We start from the raw sequence: 22,989 nt of genomic DNA, 5'->3' as shown, positions 1-22,989 counted from the left end.
CCCGCAGCCTCTCCCGCCGCTACTGGACGGCGGCCGGGCCGTTCGTGCGGGCCATGGCACGGCCGACTCTGTCGATGATCGCGGCCGAAGCCCGGCGCTGACCCGGCCGTCCCACCGCGAACATCGCACCGGCAGAACCGGATACGTACGGCCGCAGCCGTCCGCCCGGACCGGTCATGCCGAGCCGTCCGCCCGTTCGGCCTCGGGCGCGAGGGTGAAGTAGTTCTCCTCCTCCTGCACGAAGTGCAGCCGCAGCAGCGCGTACAGCCCGTACAGGCAGGCGAGCAGGTCGTCGCACTGGTCCGGTCGCAGCCCGCCGGCGGCGTCGGCCTGCGCCAGGTGCGTGCGCAGGCGGCGGCTGAGCCGGTCGATCTCGGCATGCATCCGGCTCATCGTCGCGGTCGCCTCCCCGCTGCCGAGCGGCACCGCGAGCGCCGGGTACAGCTCGCTGTCCTCGGCCTGCTCGTGCGGCAGCAGCGTGTCGAACAGGAACGCGTCGACGCGGCGCAGCGCCGTGTGGGCGGCGGGCCGATCGCCGGACGCGAGCAGCTGGGCGGTGTCGCGCAGGATCGACAGCTCGTCACGCAGGACGTCGTGTTCGGCCGAGAACCGGTGCAGCATCGCCTCGGTGTCGTCGGGCAGGGCCAGCTCCCGGTCCCGGTCGCCGCGCAGGGCGCGCAGGGCGTTGAGGATCACCGCGACGTCGATGCCCTCCTGCAGCAGCGCACCCACCGCGGGAGGCAGGTAGCCGAACGCGGCGAAGCCCATGGCGACCAGCGACAGGCCCATGCCGACCGTGGCGCTCTGCACGGCGATACGCCGGGAGCGACGCGCGATCTCCATGGCATCGGCGAGCCGGTCGAGGCGGTCGGTGGTGAGCACGATGTCCGCCGCCTCCGAGCTCGCCGTGGATCCGCGGGCGCCCATCGCGACGCCGACGGTCGCGGCGGCGAGGGCGGGGGCGTCGTTGACGCCGTCGCCGACCATCACCGTCACCGCCGACTCCCGCTCGGCACGCACACCGTTCACCTTGTCCGCCGGGGTCTGCTCGGCATAGACCCCGTCGAGGCCGAGGACGGAGCCGATCTCCTCGGCCGGTTCGCGACGGTCGCCGGTGAGCATGACCAGCCGGTCCAGCCCGGCCGAGCGCAGCCGCCGCAGCGTGCGGGCGGCGTCGCGGCGCAGCGGGTCCACGAGCAGCAGGGCGCCGGCCAGGTCGCCGTCGACGGTGACCCAGGCGACGACGGCGCCGTCGAGCGCGGCACGGCTGAGCACCGCCCGGGCCCAGCCGGGCGCATCGGCGGGCAGCGGCAGGCTGCCGACGGTGACGCGCCGGCCGTCGACGGTCGCGGCCACGCCGGTGCCGGCCTGCTCGGCGACGTCGGTGGGCAGCGACAGGGTCAGCCCGCGCATCTTCGCCTCCTGCACGATGGCCTCGGCGAGCACGTGCGGGGAGAGCTGGTCGGCGGAGGCCGCCAGGCGCAGCAGCTCGGCGCCGTCGCCCCCGGGTGCGGTGACGATGTCGGCGCCGGCGGGCCGGCCGCTGGTGAGCGTGCCCGTCTTGTCCATCACCAGCGTCGTCGCGTGCCCGAGGTTCTCGAGTGCGCCGCCGCTGCGGATCACCACCCCCAGGCGCGAGGCGCGGGAGAGACCGGAGACGATCGCGACGGGCGCGGCGAGCAGCAGGGGGCACGGGGTGGCCACCACCAGCACGGCGACGGCACGGGTCGCCGACCCGCTGAACAGCCACGCGAGCCCCGCCACCGTCAGCGACAGCGGCAGGAACCACGCGGCGACCCGGTCCGCGATCCGCACCACCGGGGCGCTCTCGGCGGCGGCCTCGCGGGCCAGGCGCACGATGCCGGCGTAGGTGCTGTCCTCGGCGGTGGCGCGGGCGTGGATCTCGAAGGCGCCGCCGGCGGCGACGACGCCGCTGCGCACGGCCTCCCCGGTGCGGCGCTGCACGTGCATCGGCTCGCCGGTGAGGACGGACTCGTCGAGCACCGCGAGTTCGGACGTGACCCAGCCGTCGACCGGCACCACCTCGCCCGGCCCGACGACCAGGGTGTCCCCGGGTACGACGTCGCCGAGCGGCACCACCTGCACCTCGTCGCCGACGCGGCGGCGCGCGGTGTGCGGGGCGTGCTCGAGCAGGGCCCGCAGGTCCTTGGTGGCGCGGCGTTCCGCGGCGGCGTCGAGGGCCTGCCCCGACGCGAGCATCACGCCGATCAGCGCCCCGGCGACGTACTCGCCGACCAGCAGGGTGCCGACCAGGGAGAGCACCGCGATCAGATCCACCCCGACGCGGCCGCGGCGCAGCGCGTCGATCACCCACCAGGTCGCGGGCACGATCGCGACGACGGTGCCGGCGATCCAGCAGGCGTCGGCGACGGCGTGGGCACCGAGAAGCCAGGCGATGCCCCCGGCCGTCAGGGCGGTGAGGGTGACGGCGAGCAGCGCGGGTTCGAAGGCGCGGCGCAGCCGCTCCCGCCGCGTGGATTCCGGTTGTGTCGCCACTGCCGCACTCCCCCGTTCCGCACCGGTGCCGATGTCCCCTCCCACCGTGCCACCACCAGCCGTCGGCCGGGTAGGGACGGAGGTCCGTCGACGGGTCCGTCCCCGGGGGTCGCCGGCCGGTCAGATCCCGCGCCCCGGGTTGAGAATCCCGCTCGGGTCGAACGCCGCCTTGATGCGCTGCATGAGCGCACGCTCGACCGTGCCGACCTGGGTTTCGAGGTACGGCTGTTTGAGCACCCCGATGCCGTGCTCTCCGCTGATCGAACCGCCGAGCGCCAGGCATTCGGCGACCATCTCGTCGAACGCCTGCCGGGCGCGCCCCGCGACGACCTCGTCGGCGGCGTCGAACACGATGGTGGGATGCAGGTTTCCGTCCGCCGCGTGCCCGAACGTGCCGATGAGCAGCTCGTGCCGCGCGGCGATCGCCTCGATCGCCGCGAGCATCTCGGGCAGCCGCGGCACGGGAACGGCCAGGTCGTCGAGCAGGGTGCTGCCACATCGCTCGAGCGCGGTGAGCGCGACCCGCCGCGCGGCCATGAACTCCTCCCCCTCCACCGGGTCGGCGGTGTCGTACACCTCGGTGGCGCCCGCCGCGGTACAGGCCCGCGCACACACCTGCGCTTCGGCGGCGGCGTCGCGCCCGTCGCACTGGACGAGCAGCAGCGCACCGGCCGTGTCGTCGAGTCCCATGTGCGTCATGTCGTTGACGGCGGCGATGGTGGTGCGGTCCATCAGTTCGACGAGGCACGGCTCGGCCTGCTCGCGGATCGCCAGCACCGCGGCGACGGCCTGCGCGGTTTCCGGGAAGCTCGCGACCACCGTGGCGGCCGCGGTGGCGGCGGCGCGCAGCCGCACGGTGGCCTCGACGATGACGGCGAGGGTGCCCTCGGACCCGACGAGCAGTTGCGTGAGGTTCAGTCCCGCCACGTTCTTCCGGGTGACGGCGCCGGTGTGGATGATCCGCCCGTCGGCGAGCACCGCCTTGATGCGGGCGACATGGTCGGCCGTGACCCCGTACTTCGCGCAGCAGGTGCCGCCGGCGTTGGTGGCGAGGTTGCCGCCGATGGTGGAGACGGCGCGGCTGCCGGGGTCCGGCACGTACCACAGCCCCCGCTCGGCGGCCGCGGCGGCGAGATCGCCGTTGATCACCCCGGGTTGCACTGTGGCGGTGCGTGATTCGGTGTCGATTTCGACGATGGCGTTCATCTTCTCGACGCTGAGCACGATGCCGCCGTCGAGGGCGTTGGCCGCACCCGCGAGACCGGTGCCGGCGCCGCGGGTGACGACGGGGATGCCGTGCCGGTGCGCGATCGTCAGGGTGGCGACGACGTCGTCGGTGTCCCGCGCCCGGACCAGGGCGAGCGGCATCCCGGCCGGCGTGAGCAGCGACTGGTCGCGCCGATAGGCGAGCATCCGGTCCGGATCGGTGACGACGGCGTCGCCGAGGGCGTCGACGAGCGCGGCGACGACCGGCTCGGTGTCGGGGACGGGAGTCACGACGCTGGTGTTCACGGAACCATCCAATCGAGAACGGGGGTGGACTGCAGGTAGATGACGACGGTGAGGAACACGAGCAACCCGAGGCTCCAGCCGATCAGACGGCGCAGGATGACACCCTCCGCCCCGGCCAGGCCGACCGCGGCCACCGCGACCGACAGGTTCTGCGGCGAGAGCATCTTGCCGAGCACACCCGCGGACGAATTGGCCGCCGCCATGAGCACCGGGTCGAGCCCGGCCTGCTGCGCGGCGGTCATCTGCATGACGCCGAACAGCGAGTTCGACGACGTGTCGGATCCGGTGATGGCCACGCCGATCCAGCCGATCAGCGGCGAGACGAGGGCGAACACCCCGCCCGCGGACGCGAGCGCCATGCCCAGGCCGGCGGTCTGACCGGACAGGTTCATCACGAAGGCCAACGCGAGCACCGAGGTGACGGTGACGATGGTCCAGCGCAGCTGCACGAGGGTGTCGGCGTAGGCGCGGACGGCGCGGCGTACGCCGATCCCGTACATCCCGGCCGTGACGGCCCCGGCGAGCAGCAACAGGGTGCCGGTGGCCTTGAGGTGGTCGAGCTTGAACGTCTGCGCGCTCAGCGGCTTGCCGTCGACGTCGACGATGTCGAGTCCGGGCCAGCGGAACGACACGGTGCCGATCTCGGTGAGCCACGTCTTGACGAACGGGATCTGCGCCACGGTGAAGATCGCGATGATCGTCAGGTACGGGGCGAGGGCCAGCAGCGTGCGCCGCGTCCGGCTGTATCCGTCGAAACGCGACGGCGGGGCGGCGATGCCGACCGCGGTGCCGGCGCCGACCGGTGCGGTGAGGGCGGTGTCGGTCGTGGCGACCAGGCGCTCCTCCGGCTGCCACACCTTCAGCATGCCCAGCACCGCGCCGACCGTGACGATCGCGGCGACGACGTCGGTGAGCTCGACAGTGAGGTAGTTCGCGGTGACGAACTGGGCGAGGCCGAAGGTCAGGCCCGCGACGACCGCGACGGGCCAGGTCTGCCGAACTCCGCGGCGGCCGTCGACGAGGAACACCATCACCATCGGCACGACGGCCGCGACGAACGGCGTCTGCCGGCCGGCCATCGCGGACAGGTCGTCGAGCGGCAGCCCGGTGACCCCGGCGAGCGCGAGGATCGGGGCACCCATCGCGCCGAAGGCCACGGGCGCGGTGTTCGCCAGCAGGGACGTGCACGCGGCTTTGAGCGGTGCCATGCCCGCGGCCATGAGCATCGCCGCGGAGATCGCGACGGGCGCGCCGAATCCGGCGAGCGACTCGAGCAGCGCACCGAAGCAGAAGGCGATGAGAATGGCCAGGATGCGCTGGTCGTCCGAGATGGACCGGATGACCCGGCCGAGCTCCTCGAACCAGCCGGTGACAACCGTGAGCTTGTAGACGAAGAGGGCGTTGACGAGGATCCACAAGATCGGGAACAGGCCGTAGAAGGCTCCCTCGGCGGTCGCGGCGGCGGCCTGGCCGAGCGGCATGCCCCACCCGGCGACCGCCGCGAGCACGGCGAGCGCCAGACCGACGAGGGCCGCGCGGTGCGCCTTCCATCTGAAGACGCCGAGCATGACGAACATCGCGGCCAGCGGGATCGCCGCGACCACGGCCGACCAGGCGAGTGAGCCGCCGATCGGGTCGAGTGTCTGTTGGTACATAGCGCGCCTCTCGTTGTGATGCCTGTCACCGTTTCCCAGAATTGTCAGACAAGTACACATTCCTGTCAAGAATGCATGTGCGGCGTCGTGCAAGAATGCTCGTGTTCGCGCAGGTCCGTGCGGGTGCGCGGAGAGCCGGGAAGGAGCGGGGCATTGGTCGGACGCGTCGAGGCCCTGTCGATCGTCGACGCCCTCGCCCTGGAACTGCGGCGGCGCGTGTTCGCCGGGGAGCTGACGCACGAGGACGCCCTCACCGAAGCCGAGGTGTCCCGCGCCTACGAAGTCGCCAGGCCGACCGCCAAGGCCGCCATCGAGAAGCTCGTCGGCGAGGGCCTACTGCAGCGCAGCGCCCACAAGACCGCCCGCGTGCCCCAGTTGGGCCCCGACGACGTGCGTGACATCTACCGCACCCGCGCGCACCTGGAATCGGTGGTGCTGCGCGCGCTCGCCGAGACCCGGGCGGTGCCTCCGGCGGCGTCGGCCGCCAACGCCGAGATCTCGGCCATGACCGAGGCCGACCCGCTCACCGTCGTCGAACCCGACATGCGCTTCCACACCGCCCTGGTGGACGCGCTGGGCAGCCCGCGCACCAGCCGCATGTTCGGCTCGCTCGTGTCCGAGGTGCGGCTGTGCATGGTGCAGGTGCAGGGCAAGCAGCTGCTCACCACCACGAGCATCGCGGCCGAACACCAGCAGATCCTCGACGCCGTCCTGGCCGGCGACGGCGATGCGGCGGTCGAGGTGATCACCCGGCACCTCGGACGCGCACGCGAACGCCTCGTCGCCGCGCTCGGCGGCAGCCCGGGCCCGGAAGCCACCCTTCCCGAGCCCGCGTAGCCGTCCCCCGGTTCGGCCGACACCCTCGACGCCCGGAGCCCGGGCATACTGCCCCCTTTTATCGGATGCCCGGTGCCTGCGCCTATGATTCAACGTGTTAACGCCATGTAACAGTTTCCTCACAGTCAGGTGGTGAGCGTGTCGACCCGGGACCGCATTGCAGAGATCTACGAACAGGTGAAGGCGCGCAACGCCGGTGAACCCGAGTTCCATCAGGCAGCCGCCGAGGTGTTCGAGTCCCTGCATGTCGTCCTCGAGCGTCACCCCCGCTACTTCGAAGCCGGCCTCATCGAACGGCTGACCGAGCCGGAGCGGCAGATCATCTTCCGGGTGCCGTGGATCGACGACCAGGGCAACGTGCACGTCAACCGCGGCTTCCGGGTCCAGTACAACAGCGTGCTCGGCCCGTACAAGGGCGGCTTGCGCTTCCACCCGAGCGTCAACCTCGGCATCGTGAAGTTCCTCGGCTTCGAGCAGATCTTCAAGAACGCCCTCACCGGCCTGCCCATCGGCGGCGGCAAGGGCGGCTCGGACTTCGACCCCAAGGGTCGCTCGGAGCAGGAGATCATGCGCTTCTGCCAGTCCTTCATGACCGAGCTGCACCGCCATATCGGCGAGTACACCGACGTCCCGGCCGGCGACATCGGCGTCGGCGGACGCGAGATCGGGTACCTGTTCGGCCAGTACAAGCGCCTGACCAACTCCTACGAGTCCGGCGTGCTCACCGGCAAGGGCCTGACCTGGGGCGGCTCGCAGGTACGCCGGGAGGCCACCGGGTACGGCGTCGCCTACTTCGTGGCGGAGATGGCCAAGTCCGTGAACTCCTCCCTCGAGGGCCGCAAGGTCGTCGTGTCCGGTTCGGGCAACGTGGCGATCTACGCGATCGAGAAGGTGCACCAGCTCGGCGGCATCGCCATCGCCTGCTCCGACTCCTCCGGCTACATCGTCGATCAGAACGGCATCGACCTCGAGCTGCTCAAGGAGATCAAGGAGGTCCGGCGCGGCCGCATCTCCGAGTACCTCGACGAGCGTCCCGACGCGCAGTACTTCCCGGGTGGTTCGATCTGGGACGTGCCGTGCGACGTCGCCATCCCCTGCGCCACCCAGAACGAACTGGACGAGACCGCCGCGAAGACCCTGGTGAACAACGGCGTGCGGGTCGTCGCCGAGGGCGCGAACATGCCCACCACCCCCGGTGGCATCGCGGTGTTCCGCGAGGCGGGCGTCGCGTTCGCCCCGGGCAAGGCGGCGAACGCCGGCGGTGTGGCGACCTCCGCGCTCGAGATGCAGCAGAACGCCTCGCGCGACTCGTGGCACTTCGACTACACCGACGAGCGCCTCGCCGGCATCATGCGCGACATCCACCAGAACTGCGTGGAGACCGCAGCCGAGTACGGCAAGCCCGGTGACTACATCCACGGCGCCAACATCGCCGGCTTCGTGAAGGTCGCCGACGCGATGTTCGCGCTCGGCGTCATCTGATCCGAACACACGCCGACGGCGCGGGGCGGGCACCGGATCCCGGTGCCCGCCCCGCGCTGTCTGTGTGTTCTTCAGCTCCCGGCGTTCTTCGCCTACCCGGCGTTCTTCGCCTACCCGCCGGACGGCTCGGACGGCGGCTCTGCGACGCGCTCGTCGTCGGCGCTCGCCTTGCGGGCGGCCTCCCGCATCTCGATGCCGTCGCTGATCCAGTCCCCGACCTCCCGGGTGACCTCGCGGACCGCGCCGGTGATGATGCCGGCGATGTTGCCGACGTGCGTCGCCGCGGACTCGGTCAGTTCCTGGAGCGTGTCCTTGTTGCGTTCGAACCTACCCACCATGGCGGTGCCCCCTTCAGGCGCTGTCGTGGGCGAGGGTACCCGCGACGGGCACGCTGCGCTCGATGAGCACCGACGTCGTGGGCTCCTCGGAGACCCAGCTCGGCGGCAGGGCCAGCTTCACGATCTTGCGCCACACCGAGCCGACCTGGGCGAGCAGGCCCCCGGTGTTGTAGGGCAGCCCGTAGCGTTCGCACAGTTCCCGCACCTCCGGCGCGAGCTGCGGGTACCGGTGCGCCGGAAGATCCGGGAACAGGTGGTGTTCGATCTGGTGCGAGAGATTGCCCGACATGATGTGGAACAGCGGTGTGCCGGTGATGTTCGCGCTGCCGAGCAGCTGACGCACGTACCACTCGCCGCGGGTCTCGTGCGCGGTCTCCTCCTCGGTGAAGGACTGCACTCCGGACGGGAAGTGCCCGCAGAAGATGATGGAGAACGCCCACACGTTGCGGACCAGGTTGGCGGCCGCGTTGCCGAGCAGCGTCGGCACGAACATCGGCCCGGACAGCAGCGGGAACGCGACGTAGTCCTTGACCACCTGCCCGCGCGCCTTACGCCACCACCCCCGGGCGAGCGGGATCACGTCGCGCCAGCTGCGTTTGCCGGCGACGACGTTCTCGACCTCGGCGTCGTGCAGCATCACGCCCCACTCGAACAGCAGCATCAGCCCCGTCGCGTAGACGGGATTGCCGAGGTAGTAGGGGTGCCAGCGCTGCGCCGGATCCATCCGCAGGATGCCGTAGCCGACGTCGCGATCCATCCCGAGGATGTTGGTGTAGGTGTGGTGCAGGTAGTTGTGCGAGTGCCGCCACTGGTCGGCGGGACATACGGTGTCCCACTCGAAGGTGCGGGAGTTCAGTTCCGGCTCGCGCATCCAGTCGTACTGGCCGTGCATCACATTGTGGCCGATCTCCATGTTGTCGAGGATCTTCGACACGCTCAGCGCGGCCACGCCCGCCACCCATGCCGGCGGCAGGAAGCCCACGAACAACAGGGCACGACCGGCGATCTCGAAGCGCCGCTGCGCCCCGACGATGCGGTAGATGTACTCGCGGTCGGCCGCGCCGAGCGAGGCGACGGTGCGCTCGCGCAGGGCGTCGAGTTCGCGGCCGATCTCCTCGACCTGCTCGCGGCGCAGCACGACCGGCGACGGGTCGGGATCGCGACGGCCGGACAGGAACGCCGGCAGCGGAAGGGACAGGGGGATGGACAAACCGAACATGGTGTCCTCCAATTGTTTCGAGTGGGTCAGAGGTCGAAGGCCGCGTCGCCGACGGGGACGTTCACGCAGATCTGCACCTCGGCGCCGGGCTCGTCGTCGATCTCGCCGGTGCGCACGTCGCGGGTGCCGCCGGACAGCCGGGTCACGGTGCAGGAGTGGCAGATTCCCATGCGGCACCCGTGCTGCGGGGTGAGCCCGGCCGCCTCGGCCTGTTCGAGGGCGGTGACGCCGCTGTTCTCGGCGCGGACCCCGGACGCGGCGAAGGTGACGGTGCCGCTCGCGTCGTCGTCGCGGACGACGACGGGCGGGGTGAACTGCTCGGTGCGCAGCAGGTGCGCGGCGCCGGCGTCGCCGTAGACCTCCCGCACGCTGTCGACGAGCCCGGCCGGGCCGCAGACGTAGGCGGGTGCGCCGGCGAACCACGGGGCGACCCGCTCGAGATGACTCCGGTCGAAGCGGCCACGCAACGCACCGTCGTCCGCCCGGGTGTAGGCGAAGGCCACGTCGACGCCGGCGTGGGCGCCGGCCAGGGACTCGATCGCGTCGCGGTGCGGCACGTGCGCGGCGGTGGGCGCGTAGTGCAGGAACGCGACGGTTCCGGAGTGGCCCTCGTCGGCGAGGGTGCGCAGCATCGACAGCACCGGAGTGATGCCGCTGCCGCCGCTGACGAGCACCAGCCGCTCCGGCCGCTCCGCCGGGAGACAGAACTCGCCGGTGGCCGCCGCGAGGTCGACCACGTCGCCCGCGGTGGCGTGCTCGTGCAGGTGCCGCGAGACGACGCCGTCCGGTCGCACCCCGACCGTGAGCTGGATGCGCCCGTCGGCTCGATGCTGGGAACTCACCGGCGAGTAGCTGCGGCTGTGCCGCACGCCGTCCACCACCACGCCGAGTTGCAGGTGCTGACCGGCCCGGAACTCCAGGGGCCGGCCCGGGCGCAGCTCGAGCGTCACCGCACCCGGGACATTTCGGTCAACGTTCGTGATCCGGGCGCGCGTGTGCTGCACGGCCAGGAGCGGATCGGCCAGTTCGAGGTACCGGTCCGGGTGATGCGGGGCGGAGAGCACGTTCAGCGCCTTGATCAGGGCTTTTCGTCCGATATCCGGCCCCGCGGCGCGTCGGGCGCGATGAAGCAGTGTCATGGCGTCGCTCCTCTCGAGCGAGTCTCCAATTTCAGTGTACAAACGTGCACTGAACTCAGTGTGCCAGGCCCGCCCGGCCCGCTGTCAACGTCGATGTGGCCGCCGTCACCCCCGTCCCCGGCCACCGGTTCACCGCACTGCCTAGACTCGAACCCGTGTCCGCAGCCCCCGTTCCCGAACCCGCGACGCGGGCTGCGCGCAAGGAGCGCACCCGCCAGGCCCTGCTCGACGCCGCGCTCGAGCTCTCGGCCGATCGCAGCTTCGCCACGGTGAGCCTGCGCGAGGTGGCCCGTCGGGCCGGAATCGTGCCCACGGCGTTCTACCGCCACTTCGACTCGATGGAAGAACTCGGCGTCGCGCTCGCCGCCGACACCATGCGCATGCTCCGCCGGCTGCTGCGCGAGGCCCGGCGTGCGCGCGGCCCGTCCTCGGCGCGAGCATCGCTCGAGACCCTGGTGCGGCAGGTCCGCGCCCACGAACAGGCGTTCCGGTTCCTCGCCCGCGAGCGCCACGGCGGGCAACCGGCCGTCGCGCGCACCGTCACCGTCGAATTGCGGCTGATCACCAGCGAACTCTCCGTCGACCTCTCCCGCATGCCCGGCATGGCGGACTGGGAGGTCGACGACCTGGAGATGGCGGCCGACCTGCTGGTGACCGCCATGCTCGAGGTGGTGCTCGAACTGCTCGACGTGGACCGGCCCGGCGGACCGGCGGAAGCCGAGGTCCTGGCGCGCGCCGAGAAACAGATGCGTCTCATCGTTCTCGGCATGGGGGCCTGGAGACCTACCCACCGCTGACGGCAACCCGTACGGTGGGCGCCATGTTCGAGACCACGCGCGTCACCCTCGGAGACCTCACCTTCGACGTCCACACCGCCGGGCCCGTCGACGGCACGCCGGTCGTGCTGCTGCACGGCTTCCCGGAGACCGCCCGCAGCTGGGAGTCCGTCGCCCCGCAGCTCGCGGAGGCGGGACTCCGGGTACTCGCGCCCGACCAGCGGGGCTACTCCCCCGGTGCCCGCCCGGACGGCGTGGCGGCCTACACCGTCGACCTGCTCGTCGGCGACGTCGTCGGGCTGCTCGACGCGACCGGGCTCGACCGGGCCCACCTGGTGGGGCACGACTGGGGGGCGGCCGTGGCCTGGCAGGTCGCGGCACACCACCCCGACCGCATCACGACCCTGACCGCGGTGTCGGTGCCGCACCCCGCGGCCTACGGTTGGGCCTTGCGCGAGGACGCCGATCAGCAGGCCCGCGCGGCCTACATCAAGCTGCTCCGGCAGGAGGGAAAGGCCGAGCACGTCCTGCTCGAGGACGATGCTCGTCGGCTGCGCGCGATGTACGGCGACCGGGTGAGCTCCGAGTCGATCGACGAGTACGTGCGCGTGCTGTCCGAGCCCGGCGCCCTGACCGCCACGCTCAACTGGTACCGCGCCATGACACGCGAGTTCGCCGAACTCGCGCCGGTGCGGGTGCCCACCACCTACGTGTGGAGCACAGCGGATTCGGCCCTCGGCCGGGCGGGCGCCGAGCGCTGCGGCGAGTTCGTCGACGCGCCATACGAATTCGTCGTCCTCGACGACGTCAGCCACTGGGTTCCCGAGGAGGCGCCGGACGCGCTGGCGAAGGCGATCCTCGCCCGGATCGACGACCGGCCGTGAGCGGATGTCCGCACGAGACGCCGTGACCACGGCACGGCACCGCCGGATCGGCGCGGTCGCGGCCGCCGCCTTCTCCGTGCTGGCCGCCGCGGCCTGCACCGATCCCGGGCCGTCGACCGGGTCCGGGGCGTCGACCGGGTCCGATCCGGGTCCGGCCTACAGTTCCTATGTGGCCCTGGGGGACTCGTTCACGGCAGGCCCGATGATCCCGCCCCGGGTCGACCCGGCATGCGCCCGCTCGGGCAGCAACTATCCCCATGCCGTGGCCCGGACACTCGGCATCGAGGACTTCCGCGACGTGTCGTGCAGTTCCGCGACGACAGCGAACCTGTCAGGGCCCCAAGTAGTCTCGTCGGGCTCCACTGTGGCCGCCCAGTACGAGGCGCTCACCCCCGACACCGAGCTGGTCACCGTCGGGATCGGTGGCAACGACATCGGCCTGGTCGCGCTGGCCGGGTCGTGTCTCGCGCTCGATCGCTCGTCCGGAAGGGCCTCGGCACCGGCCGGACCCCTGTGCGCGACCGCGAACGTCCGCGACGGCGTCGATCTCGTGGATCGCGCGATCGACGACTTCGCGCCGACCTACGGCGCGATCGTGCAGGAGATCCGCGACCGCGCCCCGCAGGCGCGCATCCTGCTGGTCGGCTACCCGACCGGGATCCGGGACGGCGGCTGCTATCCCGATCAGCCGATCCTGCCGGACGACGCGACGTACCTGCAGGCCAAGATCGACCGACTCAACGCCGCGATGCGGCAGCAGGCCGACGCGGCGGGTGTCGACTACGTCGACCTGCGCGAGTCCACAGTGGGGCACGATGCGTGCCAGCCGGCCGCGCAACGCTGGACCGAGGGCCTGTTCCCGTCCCAGCCGGCGGCCCCGCTGCACCCCAACGCGGACGGCCATCGCAACGCCGCGGAACAGGTGCTGGTCACCATCGCGGACTAGATCGGACCGGATCGCGATCGTCGCTTCGGTCCATCCGAGGAGTGGCGGGCCTCGACAGACCATGACTTTAGAAGCAATTTTAAAGTATGCGCATGGATGAGGTGTCGTTCTCGGACCTGCAGTTGCGGGGCAAGGCCACGGTCGAGCGGCTCCGGCGCCCACCGGCGCGGTCGCTGCGGGTGCGCCGGCGCGACGCGGAGGACCTGGTGCTCACCACCGCGGCGCGGGCGGAGCTCGAGCACGCGGCGGCGTCGGTGACGACGCGGATGTTCGTGGCGGTGATGCGACGTGACACCCGCGCGCGGGAGCTGGTGACCGAGGTGCTGCCCGAGGTGTTCCCGTGGGTGACGTTCCTCTCTCGCGAGGAGGTCCAGGAGTTGGTGCTCGAGCTGGTCTCGACGCTGCGCGCTGCAGAATCGCTCGACAACCCGGCCCCGGCGGTACAGGTGATCGATGCCTGGCGGCACACCGCCGAAGCGCTGGCCGATCCGGACCTTGCGGCCCTGCTCGCCGCCGACACCGACGAAGACCACGGTGTGGTTTCCCCGCCGGGCGCTGCGTGAGCCCCGAACGCGGTGACCGGGTCGCCCCGCCCGCCGACCCCACCGGCGGGTGGGAGTTACGGTTCGCCACCACCGACGCCGTCAAGGGTGGGAAGCGCTGTGTCAGCAGGCGCCGTCGAACACCCTCACCGCGTGGAACGAGCTGCGCGCCCGCCCCGAGACACCGGCACCGACCTCGCGACACCATCAACTCAAAGGCTCTCTGGCCACCGCCGCGCACGGCGGGACGGTGACGGAGCAGTGGCAGTACGAGGTCACCGCCGGCGGACGGCTGTGGTATCTCGTCGACACCGCTCGCCGCACCCTGTGGATCAAGGCCGCCGGCACTGCGCACCCCAAGTCCACCGAATAGTCGACGGTGCTGACACTCGAAGCACTCAGCCGGTGTGCTGCAACAGAAGGCATTCGATCCCCGTCGCAGCGGTGCCGGGCCCTCCCTCGATGAACCCTCTCCGGAATCTCCGCTCATTCAGCGCTCGCGACACGCCTCACCGCCCGAACGGCCTGGTGATTCCACACTTCCGAAACACGGCCCGACAGCAGGGTCGATCGCCGATCGGCACAGGACCGTGAGCTCGTCGACCACCGCGTCGAGCGGCGCCGAGCTGCGTTGTGCCTGGGCGAGCACCAGCGCGCCCTCGAGCGCGCCGACGACGAGCACCGCCAGCGACCGTGCGCGTTCCGGACCGACCCCGTCCGCGACGAGAGCGTCGGCGAGCAGGTCGCACCAGGTCTCGAACGCGACGCCTGCGACGTCGCGGGCGCCGCGTTCGGTGCCGAGGGCGGCCGCGACGATCGGGCAGCCGACCGCGTAGTCACCGTCCTCGAGCCCGCGGCGCCACAGGTCGGCGAGCGCCCGCAGCGCACCGGGGGTGTCCGAGGCTTCCAGCACCCGCGTCACGCCGTCGCCCAGGTGATCGGCGGCGCTGCGCGTGGCCTCCTCGACGAGCTGCGCCTTTCCGCCCGGGAAATGGTGGTACACCGACCCGCGGGGCGCTCCGCTGTGGGCGAGCACGTCGGCGAACGAGGTCGCGGCGACGCCCCGCTCCCGGATGAGCCGGATCGCGCTGCGGATCATCGCGGCACGGGGGCCGGTGGTCGGGTCGCTGCGCCTCGCCATGTTCCTGCTCCGCTCTTGCCGCCGATTTCTATGTATGTTGTCATACTTAAGTCCGGTTCGCGCCGGAACGGACCCGTTCTTCCCGAGGAGTCGTCGTGACCGAGATCGCCGCCCCGCCCCACCCCTTCGACGCCGCCGTGGCGCTCGAGCCCACGGAGGACGGTCACACGCGGGGGCGGACCAGCCCCGAGTACACGAACATGGTCGGCCCGTTCGGCGGCGTCACCGCCGCCGCCCTGCTGCGGGCCGTCCAGCAGCACCCGGACCGGCTCGGCGATCCCATCTCCCTGACCGTCAACTACGCCGGCCCGGTCGCCGACGGCGAGTTCGACATCACCGTGCGGGCGGTCCGCACCAACCGCACCAACCAGCACTGGCTGCTCGAGCTGACGCAGGACGGCATGGTCACCACCACCGCCACCGCGGTGTTCGGCACCCGCCGCGACACCTGGTCGGACACCGAACTCGACGTTCCGGAGGTGCCGCCCGCGGAGACGGTTCCCGCCCGGACCTTTCCGGACTTCATCGCCTGGGCCCGCAACTACGAGATGCGGTTCGTCGAGGGCGCGGTGCCCGAGCAGGACGCCGGCGAGCACCCCGACTCCACCACGACACTGTGGGTGCGCGACGCACCGGTCCGCCCACTCGACTTCCCGGCGCTGACGGCGCTGTGCGACGTCTTCTACCCGAGGGTGTTCCTGCGGCGCGGCCGGTACATGCCGGCCGGGACCGTGTCCCTGACCGTGTACTTCCACGCCGACGCCGCACAGCTCGACGCCCAGAGCGACGACTTCGTGCTGGGCACCGCGCGCACGCACCGCTTCTCGCAGGGCTACTTCGACCAGGCCGCCCAGCTGTGGAGCCGCGACGGCACGCTGCTCGCCACGAGCCACCAGCTCGTCTACTTCAAGGACTGACCCTCCGGGGCCCGCACCGCGAGCAGCGCCACCAGCCCGGCGCCGAGCACGACGAGCAGACCGGCGATTCCGGCCCGGTCCGCGCCGAACGTCCAGGCGAAGAGCCCGAACAGGGTCGGGGCCAGGAACGACACGGCGCGGCCCGTCGTCGCGTAGAGCCCGAACATCTGGCCCTCCCGTCCGGCGGGGGTGATGCGTGCGAGGAAGGTGCGGGCCGACGACTGCGCGGGCCCGACGAACAGGCACAACAGCAGACCGAAAATCCAGAACATCACCGGCCCCGACACCAGAAGCAGCACGATGCCGACGGCCATCATGGCGGTGAGTGAGGCGACGATCACCGCCTTGGGGCCGACCCGGTCGTCGAAGCGCCCCGCCGCGAGGGCACCGAGCGCCGACACCACGTTCGCGGCCACACCGAACAGCAGTACGTCGGCGGCGTCGATGCCGTACACGTTCACCGCGAGCACCGCGCCGAACGTGAACACCCCGGCCAGACCGTCGCGGAACAGTGCCGACGCGCCGAGATAGCCGACGGTGCGCCGGTCCATCGCCCACAGCTCGCGGAGGTCGCGCAGCAGCACCCGGTAGGAGTGCACGATCCCGGTCCGTTCCGCGCCGGGATCGGCGCCGGTGGGCCGAACCTCGGGCACCGCGAGCAGCACCGGGACGGCGAAGATCGCGAACCACACCGCCGCGGCCAGCACCACCAGGCGGATGTTGAGACCGGCCTCGGTGCTCACCCCGAGGAAGCCGCGGGTGTCGCCGTCGCCGGCGATGAAACCGAAGTACCCGAGCAGCAACAGCAGCAGCCCGCCGACGTAGCCCATGGCCCAGCCCAGACCGGAGACCCGGCCCATGTTCTCCTCGGTGGAGACCTGCCGGAGCATGGCGTTGTAGGGCACCTGCGCGAGTTCGACGACGACCGACGACACCCCCAGCAGCACGAGGCCCAGCCACAGGTAACGGTGGTCGTCGCGCACGAACACCATCGCCGCCATGAGCGCGACGCCGGTGTAGGACAGCACCGCGAGGGACCGCTTGCGCCGGCCGGCCGCGTCGTAGCGCTGCCCCGAGACGGGGGCGGTGATCGCGATGACGAACCCCGAGATGCCCAGCGCCCACCCGAGCCACGTGCTCGCCGACATCGACCCCGGCAGGTCGTCGCCCACGGCGTCGGTGAGATACACGGAGAAGACGAAGGTCAGCACCACCGCGTGGTAGGCCGACGACCCGAAGTCCCACATGCCCCAGGCGAAGACCTGGCGCCGCGAGGTGGCCTCCCCGATCCCGGCGACGGCGTCCGTGTGCGCACTCATGCCCGCAGCCTAGGAGATCGTCGCGCCGAGAACCGGCCTCTGACGATCCGCGCGATCCCCCGTCAGCCGCGAACACAATCGCGTTCGCGGCTGACCGGGTGGTTCGCGGACGTCCTCTCCAATGTGCACTTGATTGCATATGCACCTCGGTGCATACTCGCGGCATGGCACTGGAACACGCGCTGCTCGCCGCACTCGTCGAGCGGTCCGGCTCCGGCTACGAGCTCGCCCGCCGGTTCGACAAGTCGATCGGCTTCTTCCACAGCGCAACCCACCAGCAGATCTACCGCGTGCTGCGGCGGATGGAGGAGAGCGGCTGGATCACCGGCCGCACCGTGCCCCAGGACGGGCGACCCGACAAGAAGGTCTACCGCGTCAGCGCCGCTGGACGCACCGAACTGGACCGCTGGATCTCCCAGCCCTCCGACCCCGAGCAACTACGCAGCGACCTGGCCGTGAAGATCCGCGCCGCCGGGCCCGACACCCTCCCCGCCCTCCTCGCGGAGCTCACCCGCCACCGCGACGCCCACGCCGCACGCCTCGAGGTGTACCGCACCATCGAGAAACGCGACTTCCCCGCACCTCACCGGCTCACCGGGCCCTCACTCCACCAGTACTTGGTCCTGCGCGGCGGCATCCGCGTCGAGCAGGGTTTCGCGGACTGGTGCCAGGAAGTGCTCGACGCCCTCACCATCGAGGACAACACGTGACGAATCCGTATCCCCACCTGCTCTCCCCCCTCGATCTCGGGCCGTTCACCGTGCCCAACCGGGTCGTGATGGGCTCGATGCACACCGGTCTCGAGGACCGGGCCAGGAACACCGGTCGCCTCGCCGCGTATTTCGCCGAGCGCGCCCGCGGCGGCGTCGGCCTCATCGTCACCGGCGGCTACGCCCCCAACCGGACCGGCTGGCTGCTGCCGTTCGGCGCCAAACTCACCAACCGGCTCGAGGCCCGCCGGCACCGGACGATCACCGATGCGGTCCACGCGGAAGGCGGCCGCATCCTGCTGCAGATCCTGCACGCCGGGCGCTACAGCTATTGGCCGCTGAGTGTGTCCGCGTCGTCGATCAAGGCACCGATCAACCCGTTCCGCCCGCGCAGGCTCACCTCGTGGGGGGTGCGGCGGCAGATCCGCGCCTACGTCCGCTGCGCCCGCCTCGCCCAGCAGGCCGGCTACGACGGCGTCGAGATCATGGGCGGCGAAGGGTACTTCATCAACCAGTTCCTCGCCGAGCGCACCAACCGCCGGACCGACGCGTGGGGCGGCAGCGCCGAGAACCGTCGCCGGCTGCCCGTCGAGATCGTCCGCCGCACCCGCGAGGCCGTCGGGCCGAACTTCGCGATCTGCTTCCGGCTGTCCATGGCCGACCTCGTCGACGGCGGCCAGCGCTGGGACGAGATCGTCGCCCTCGCCCAGGAGATCGAACGCGCGGGCGCCACGCTGATCAACACCGACATCGGCTGGCACGAGTCGCGGGTGCCCACCATCGTCACCTCCGTCCCGCGCGCCGCGTTCGCGGACGTCACCGCCGAGCTGGCGAAGCACGTCGGGATCCCGGTCGCAGCCTCCAACCGGATCAACATGCCCGAGACGGCCGAGGAGATCCTCGCTCGCGGCGACGCACAGCTGATCTCGATGGCGCGGCCGATGCTGGCCGACCCGGAATGGGTCCGCAAGGCCGCCGCCGGCGTACCCGACGAGATCAACACCTGCATCGCCTGCAATCAGGCCTGCCTCGACCACGCCTTCGTCAACAAGCACGTCTCGTGCCTGCTCAACCCCCGCGCCGGCCGGGAGACCGAACTGCTGCTCGCCCCCACCCGCCGCCGCAAGACCGTCGCGGTCGTCGGCGCCGGACCTGCCGGACTCGCGGCGGCCGTGAACCTGGCCCGTCGCGGCCACTCCGTCACCCTGTTCGAAGCCGACGACGAGATCGGCGGCCAGTTCGGCATCGCCCGCCGCATCCCCGGCAAGGAGGAGTTCGCCGAGACCGTGCGGTACTTCCGCCGCCAGCTGGAGCTGACGAAGGTGCAGGTCCGCCTCGGTACCCGCGCGGGCGCCGACGACCTGATCGGCGCGTACGACGAGGTGGTCGTCGCGACCGGCGTCACCCCCCGCGTGCCCGCAATCCCCGGCATCGATCATCCCAGCGTGCTGTCCTACCCGCAGGTCGTCCGGGACGGTGCGCCCGTCGGCGCCCGTGTCGCCGTGATCGGGGCGGGCGGGATCGGCGTCGACGTCTCCGAGTTCCTCACCCACGACCGTTCCCCCACCCTCGACCTGGCCGAATGGAAGCGCGAGTGGGGCGTCACCGACCCGAAGGCCGCCCCGGGGGCACTCACCGCGCCCCGCCCGTCGCCGTCGCCGCGGGAGTTGTTCCTGCTGCAGCGCAAGCCCGGCCCGATCGGGAAGGGCCTCGGCAAGACCAGCGGATGGGTGCACCGGGCGTCCCTGAAGCACAAGAAGGTGCACGAGATCTGCGGTGTCAACTACGAGCGGATCGACGACGCCGGCCTGCACATCAGCTTCGGTGCGGAGCGCCGTGACCCGAAGGTGCTCGACGTCGACAACGTGGTGATCTGCGCGGGGCAGGAACCGGTCCGTGACCTCGTCGATCGGCTCACCGCCGCGGGCGTGACCACCCACGTCATCGGCGGGGCCGACGTCGCCGCGGAGCTCGACGCCAAGCGCGCGATCGAGCAGGGCACCCGCCTCGCGGATCGCATCTGAACCGGCCGCCGCTACGCTGAGCGACCATGACTCTGCCGACTCCCACCCCCGACGCCCGAGCCGTCGTGACCGGCGCCTCCTCCGGCATCGGCGAGGCCCTCGCCGCCGAACTCGCCGCGCGCGGGCACTCGCTGATCCTCGTCGCCCGCCGCGGCGACGTGATGGAGGAACTCGCGGCGACGCTGCAGGCGAAGCACGGCGTCACCGTCGAGGTCCGCGCGTGCGACCTGTCCGACCGCGACGCACGAACCGCGCTCGTCGAGGAACTCGGCAAGCGCCCGATCAGCATCCTGTGCAACAACGCGGGCATCGCGACGTTCGGCCCGGTGGCCCAGCTCGATCCGGCCTACGAACGGGCTCAGGTCGAACTGAACGCCGTCGCCGTGCACGATCTGACCCTCGCGGTGCTGCCGCAGATGGTCGAGCGCCGATCCGGGGCGATCCTGATGGTCGGTTCCGCGGCGGGCAACATGCCGATACCCAACAACGCGACCTATGCGGCGACGAAGGCGTTCGTCAACACCTTCTCCGAGTCGCTGCGCGGGGAACTGAAGGACAGCGGCGTGCACGTGACGCTGCTGGCGCCGGGCCCGGTGCGCACGGAGACCCCGGACCCGGCCGAGGCGTCGATCGTCGACAGGCTCGTGCCGGATTTCCTGTGGATCTCGAGCGAGCACACCGCGAAGGTGTCGCTCGACGCGCTCGCGGAGAACAAGATGCGCATCGTGCCGGGCCTGATCAGCAAGGCGATGTCCGTCGCCGGCAACTACACCCCGCGCGGTGTCGTCGCGCCGATCGTCGGCGCCTTCTACAAGAAGCTGGGCGCGTAGCGCCCGGTGTGCCGTTTGGGCTGCGGGAGCAGCCCAAACGGCACACCGGGCCCGGCGTCGGATCGACCGTCATCCGGTGTCCTCCTCGTCCACGTGCGGCCGTGGAATGGTCACCGTGACCGTATCGCCACGACCGGGCTGACTACGCTGTGTTTCGTGCAGGACAAACTTGTGTGGATCGATTGCGAAATGACCGGCTTGCGGATCGACAGCGACCAGCTGATCGAGATCGCCGCCCTCGTCACCGACAGTGATCTCAACGTGCTGGGAGACGGGGTGGACATCGTCATCCACGCCGACGACGAGGCACTCGCCGCGATGCCCGACGTCGTCACCGAGATGCACGAGCGCTCGGGGCTCACCGAGGAGGTGCGCAGGTCCACGGTGAGCGTCGCCGAGGCGGAGAAGACGGTGCTCGACTACATCCGGGCACACGTCCCGGAGGCCGGCACCGCGCCCCTGGCGGGCAACTCGATCGCGACGGACCGCGGGTTCATCGCTCGCGACATGCCCGAGCTCGACGCCTACCTCCACTACCGGATGGTGGACGTCAGCTCCGTCAAGGAGCTGTGCCGCCGCTGGTACCCGCGGATCTACTTCGGCCAACCGGCCAAGGGCCTGTCGCACCGGGCGCTCGCCGACATCAAGGAGTCGATTCGCGAGTTGCGGTATTACCGGCGTACCGCGTTCGTCGCGCCTCCGGGCCCCCCGTCCGCCGAGATCGCCGCCGTCACGAAGGAGTTGGGCCCGGCCTGACCTGCGGATTCGCCGTTTCCGGCAAACTCAGGCTAGTATCTGTACCGCAGGCGCAACCGGCCCAGGCCGATCGCGAATGCGATGGTGAGTGTAGTTCAGTTGGTAGAGCACCAGGTTGTGATCCTGGCTGTCGCGGGTTCGAGTCCCGTCACTCACCCCCACAGGGCGAGTCCCTGACCGGCGGAAGCCGGTCAGGGACTCGCCTGTTTTCGGCGGCGTGTATCGAACTCTGCACCAGCGCCCCCGTCCGAACACGGTCCGGGCAGCCATCGGGTTTGCCCAGACGGTGGGGCGGAAGGCGCCGTGCGACGACGCTCACCCGGTGAAGCAGTACGAGTCGCTGGACGCATCCCCGCCCTGCAGGCGCGTCTGGTGCACTCGAAGTCCGCGGAAGTCGTCGCCGTGCGGGAAGAACCCGCGGTCGACGACCAGGCCGCCGGCAGAGACATCGGCGTCGAACTTCGCCATCCACGCCCCCACACCGTCCGGGTAGAAGACCTCGTCCCAGGCCGCATAGAGCGAGTTGGTGGCGTAGACCCGACGCCCGTCGCGACTGATCTCCACCATCTGCGGGCCTCCCGCGATCGGGAGGTCCGGAACCGCCGAATGCGGCGCGCGGCCCACGATCCCACCGAGGCGCACCGATGCCGTCTCCCGCGGGTGGAATGGGTCGCCGACGTCGTACTGCTTGAGTTCTCCGGTGCCCCAACACGAGACGTACAGCCAACGGTCGTCGACCGACAGGTCGATGTCGGAGACGAGCGGCGGTACCGCGCCGAAGGGTTTCAGCGCCGGCGGCAGATCGTCGGGGTCGGCCGGCTCCGCCGGAATGGTGATCACCTTCTCCACCGCCCACCGGTCGTCGCTCTTGTGCCACATCCACACCGACGCCGACAGATCCTCCACGCTGATGACGACGCCCACGAACCCGAACGCCGCGGAAGGATTGTGCGCCGGACGGAGTTCGAGAACCATCTGATGCTCGTCGCCGAGATCGATGCGCTGCGTCGGCTTGCGCTCGGACATGCTCCAGAAATTCAGATGGTGTCCGAACCTGCGGCCGAGGAGGTCCTCGGCGTTCAGTCCGTTCTCGATCATCGACGGCGTGGCCCACTCGGAGGTGATCACCGTGTCGTGCTTCAGGTGCCACCACACGTCGTACGCCAGGGACTGCTCGCCGTGCTCGGCCTCCCAGGCTCCGATGACGTCGAACGTGTCGTGGTCGAGCAGCGCGACACCACCCGGACCCTCGGCGCCGTCGGCGCCTCCCAGGGCGGACATGAAGATGCCACCCGGTCCACAATGCACCGTGTGCGGCCGCGAGTATCCCGCCTTCGTGGCGAGCTCGGCGGCCTCGATCGTGCGTGTCACCACCGGGTGCCGCGCATCGGGTTTGGTGTCGAGGATGTACGTTCTCGACGAGCGGATGCCCGGCACCACCAGGT

21 protein-coding genes and 1 tRNA gene are annotated in these 22,989 nt (G+C 71.0%); 13 read left to right on the top strand and 9 right to left on the bottom strand.

Features of this window, described 5'->3' with window-relative positions; all coding sequences use genetic code 11:
* Positions 1-174: 174 nt before the first annotated feature.
* The 3 genes from OEY_RS0124310 to OEY_RS0124300 all read right to left on the bottom strand — a co-directional run bounded on the left by OEY_RS0124310 (position 175) and on the right by OEY_RS0124300 (position 5,684).
* Positions 175-2,517 (bottom strand): heavy metal translocating P-type ATPase, encoded by a 2,343-nt coding sequence (locus OEY_RS0124310; RefSeq protein WP_006946637.1) that lies wholly within the window; start codon positions 2,515-2,517, stop codon positions 175-177.
* Between the two features lie 120 nt (positions 2,518-2,637).
* Positions 2,638-4,029: an FAD-binding oxidoreductase gene (locus OEY_RS0124305; protein WP_006946639.1), complete on the bottom strand. Its 1,392-nt coding sequence runs from the start codon at positions 4,027-4,029 to the stop codon at positions 2,638-2,640.
* Complete coding sequence (locus tag OEY_RS0124300) at positions 4,026-5,684, bottom strand: L-lactate permease (protein WP_010596354.1); 1,659 nt, start codon at positions 5,682-5,684, stop codon at positions 4,026-4,028. The genes OEY_RS0124305 and OEY_RS0124300 overlap by 4 nt, the downstream gene beginning before the upstream one ends.
* A gap of 153 nt (positions 5,685-5,837) precedes the next feature.
* Here OEY_RS0124300 and OEY_RS0124295 point away from each other — a divergent pair, with 153 nt between their 5' ends.
* The gene (locus OEY_RS0124295; protein ID WP_010596353.1) at positions 5,838-6,521 is read left to right on the top strand and encodes a GntR family transcriptional regulator; all 684 of its coding nucleotides are present in this window, start codon (positions 5,838-5,840) and stop codon (positions 6,519-6,521) included.
* A gap of 138 nt (positions 6,522-6,659) precedes the next feature.
* Complete coding sequence (gene gdhA, locus OEY_RS0124290) at positions 6,660-8,003, top strand: NADP-specific glutamate dehydrogenase (protein WP_010596352.1); 1,344 nt, start codon at positions 6,660-6,662, stop codon at positions 8,001-8,003.
* A 110-nt stretch (positions 8,004-8,113) separates the two neighbouring features.
* Here the strand turns inward: gdhA and OEY_RS0124285 are convergent, their stop codons facing one another.
* The 3 genes from OEY_RS0124285 to OEY_RS0124275 are packed head-to-tail and all read right to left on the bottom strand — an operon-like array spanning position 8,114 to position 10,699.
* The gene (locus OEY_RS0124285; protein WP_006939021.1) at positions 8,114-8,341 is read right to left on the bottom strand and encodes a hypothetical protein; all 228 of its coding nucleotides are present in this window, start codon (positions 8,339-8,341) and stop codon (positions 8,114-8,116) included.
* A 13-nt stretch (positions 8,342-8,354) separates the two neighbouring features.
* Positions 8,355-9,560, bottom strand: a complete 1,206-nt coding sequence (locus tag OEY_RS0124280) for a fatty acid desaturase family protein (protein ID WP_010596351.1) — start codon at positions 9,558-9,560, stop codon at positions 8,355-8,357.
* 26 nt (positions 9,561-9,586) lie between these two features.
* Positions 9,587-10,699, bottom strand: coding sequence for a ferredoxin reductase (locus OEY_RS0124275; RefSeq protein ID WP_010596350.1), 1,113 nt, complete (start codon positions 10,697-10,699; stop codon positions 9,587-9,589).
* 95 nt (positions 10,700-10,794) lie between these two features.
* Here OEY_RS0124275 and OEY_RS0124270 point away from each other — a divergent pair, with 95 nt between their 5' ends.
* The 5 genes from OEY_RS0124270 to OEY_RS31435 all read left to right on the top strand — a co-directional run bounded on the left by OEY_RS0124270 (position 10,795) and on the right by OEY_RS31435 (position 14,220).
* Positions 10,795-11,496 (top strand): TetR family transcriptional regulator, encoded by a 702-nt coding sequence (locus OEY_RS0124270; RefSeq protein ID WP_010596349.1) that lies wholly within the window; start codon positions 10,795-10,797, stop codon positions 11,494-11,496.
* A gap of 23 nt (positions 11,497-11,519) precedes the next feature.
* Positions 11,520-12,359 carry an alpha/beta fold hydrolase gene (locus OEY_RS0124265; protein WP_010596348.1) on the top strand — a complete coding sequence of 280 codons (840 nt, stop codon included), beginning with the start codon at positions 11,520-11,522 and terminating at the stop codon, positions 12,357-12,359.
* A gap of 22 nt (positions 12,360-12,381) precedes the next feature.
* Complete coding sequence (locus OEY_RS0124260; protein ID WP_010596347.1) at positions 12,382-13,305, top strand: SGNH/GDSL hydrolase family protein; 924 nt, start codon at positions 12,382-12,384, stop codon at positions 13,303-13,305.
* Positions 13,306-13,391: 86 nt separating this feature from the next.
* Positions 13,392-13,868, top strand: coding sequence for a hypothetical protein (locus OEY_RS0124255; protein ID WP_010596346.1), 477 nt, complete (start codon positions 13,392-13,394; stop codon positions 13,866-13,868).
* A gap of 229 nt (positions 13,869-14,097) precedes the next feature.
* Positions 14,098-14,220, top strand: coding sequence for a hypothetical protein (locus OEY_RS31435; RefSeq protein WP_010596345.1), 123 nt, complete (start codon positions 14,098-14,100; stop codon positions 14,218-14,220).
* Positions 14,221-14,337: 117 nt separating this feature from the next.
* On the opposite strand, the gene OEY_RS0124245 is transcribed toward OEY_RS31435, so the two are convergent.
* Positions 14,338-14,988 (bottom strand): TetR/AcrR family transcriptional regulator, encoded by a 651-nt coding sequence (locus tag OEY_RS0124245; protein WP_010596344.1) that lies wholly within the window; start codon positions 14,986-14,988, stop codon positions 14,338-14,340.
* A 95-nt stretch (positions 14,989-15,083) separates the two neighbouring features.
* Here OEY_RS0124245 and OEY_RS0124240 point away from each other — a divergent pair, with 95 nt between their 5' ends.
* Positions 15,084-15,905 carry an acyl-CoA thioesterase gene (locus tag OEY_RS0124240; protein WP_010596343.1) on the top strand — a complete coding sequence of 274 codons (822 nt, stop codon included), beginning with the start codon at positions 15,084-15,086 and terminating at the stop codon, positions 15,903-15,905.
* Here the strand turns inward: OEY_RS0124240 and OEY_RS0124235 are convergent.
* Positions 15,890-17,224: an MFS transporter gene (locus OEY_RS0124235; RefSeq protein WP_010596342.1), complete on the bottom strand. Its 1,335-nt coding sequence runs from the start codon at positions 17,222-17,224 to the stop codon at positions 15,890-15,892. The two genes, OEY_RS0124240 and OEY_RS0124235, sit on opposite strands and share 16 nt — an antisense overlap.
* A gap of 164 nt (positions 17,225-17,388) precedes the next feature.
* On the opposite strand from OEY_RS0124235, the gene OEY_RS0124230 reads away from it, so the two are divergent.
* The 5 genes from OEY_RS0124230 (at position 17,389) to OEY_RS0124210 (ending at position 21,705) form a co-directional block, all read left to right on the top strand.
* Positions 17,389-17,934, top strand: coding sequence for a PadR family transcriptional regulator (locus OEY_RS0124230; protein ID WP_010596341.1), 546 nt, complete (start codon positions 17,389-17,391; stop codon positions 17,932-17,934).
* A complete protein-coding gene (locus tag OEY_RS0124225) occupies positions 17,931-19,958 on the top strand; it encodes an NADPH-dependent 2,4-dienoyl-CoA reductase (protein WP_010596340.1) in 2,028 nt (675 codons plus the stop codon). The genes OEY_RS0124230 and OEY_RS0124225 overlap by 4 nt, the downstream gene beginning before the upstream one ends.
* A 26-nt stretch (positions 19,959-19,984) precedes the next feature.
* Positions 19,985-20,788 carry a mycolate reductase gene (cmrA, locus tag OEY_RS0124220; protein WP_010596339.1) on the top strand — a complete coding sequence of 268 codons (804 nt, stop codon included), beginning with the start codon at positions 19,985-19,987 and terminating at the stop codon, positions 20,786-20,788.
* A 156-nt stretch (positions 20,789-20,944) separates the two neighbouring features.
* On the top strand, positions 20,945-21,544 hold the full coding sequence (gene orn, locus OEY_RS0124215; protein WP_010596338.1) for an oligoribonuclease: 600 nt from the start codon (positions 20,945-20,947) through the stop codon (positions 21,542-21,544).
* An 83-nt stretch (positions 21,545-21,627) separates the two neighbouring features.
* Positions 21,628-21,705, top strand: a tRNA-His gene (locus OEY_RS0124210).
* Positions 21,706-21,859: 154 nt separating this feature from the next.
* Here the strand turns inward: OEY_RS0124210 and OEY_RS0124205 are convergent.
* Positions 21,860-22,989, bottom strand: a 1,130-nt coding sequence (locus tag OEY_RS0124205) for a selenium-binding protein SBP56-related protein (protein ID WP_029540204.1), incomplete at its 5' end; no start/stop codon positions are given.

Origin of the sequence: Rhodococcus sp. P14 (assembly GCF_000256505.1) — a bacterium.
Taxonomy (GTDB): Bacteria; Actinomycetota; Actinomycetes; order Mycobacteriales; family Mycobacteriaceae; genus Rhodococcus; species Rhodococcus ruber.
This window is presented reverse-complemented; position numbering and strand designations above follow the sequence as displayed.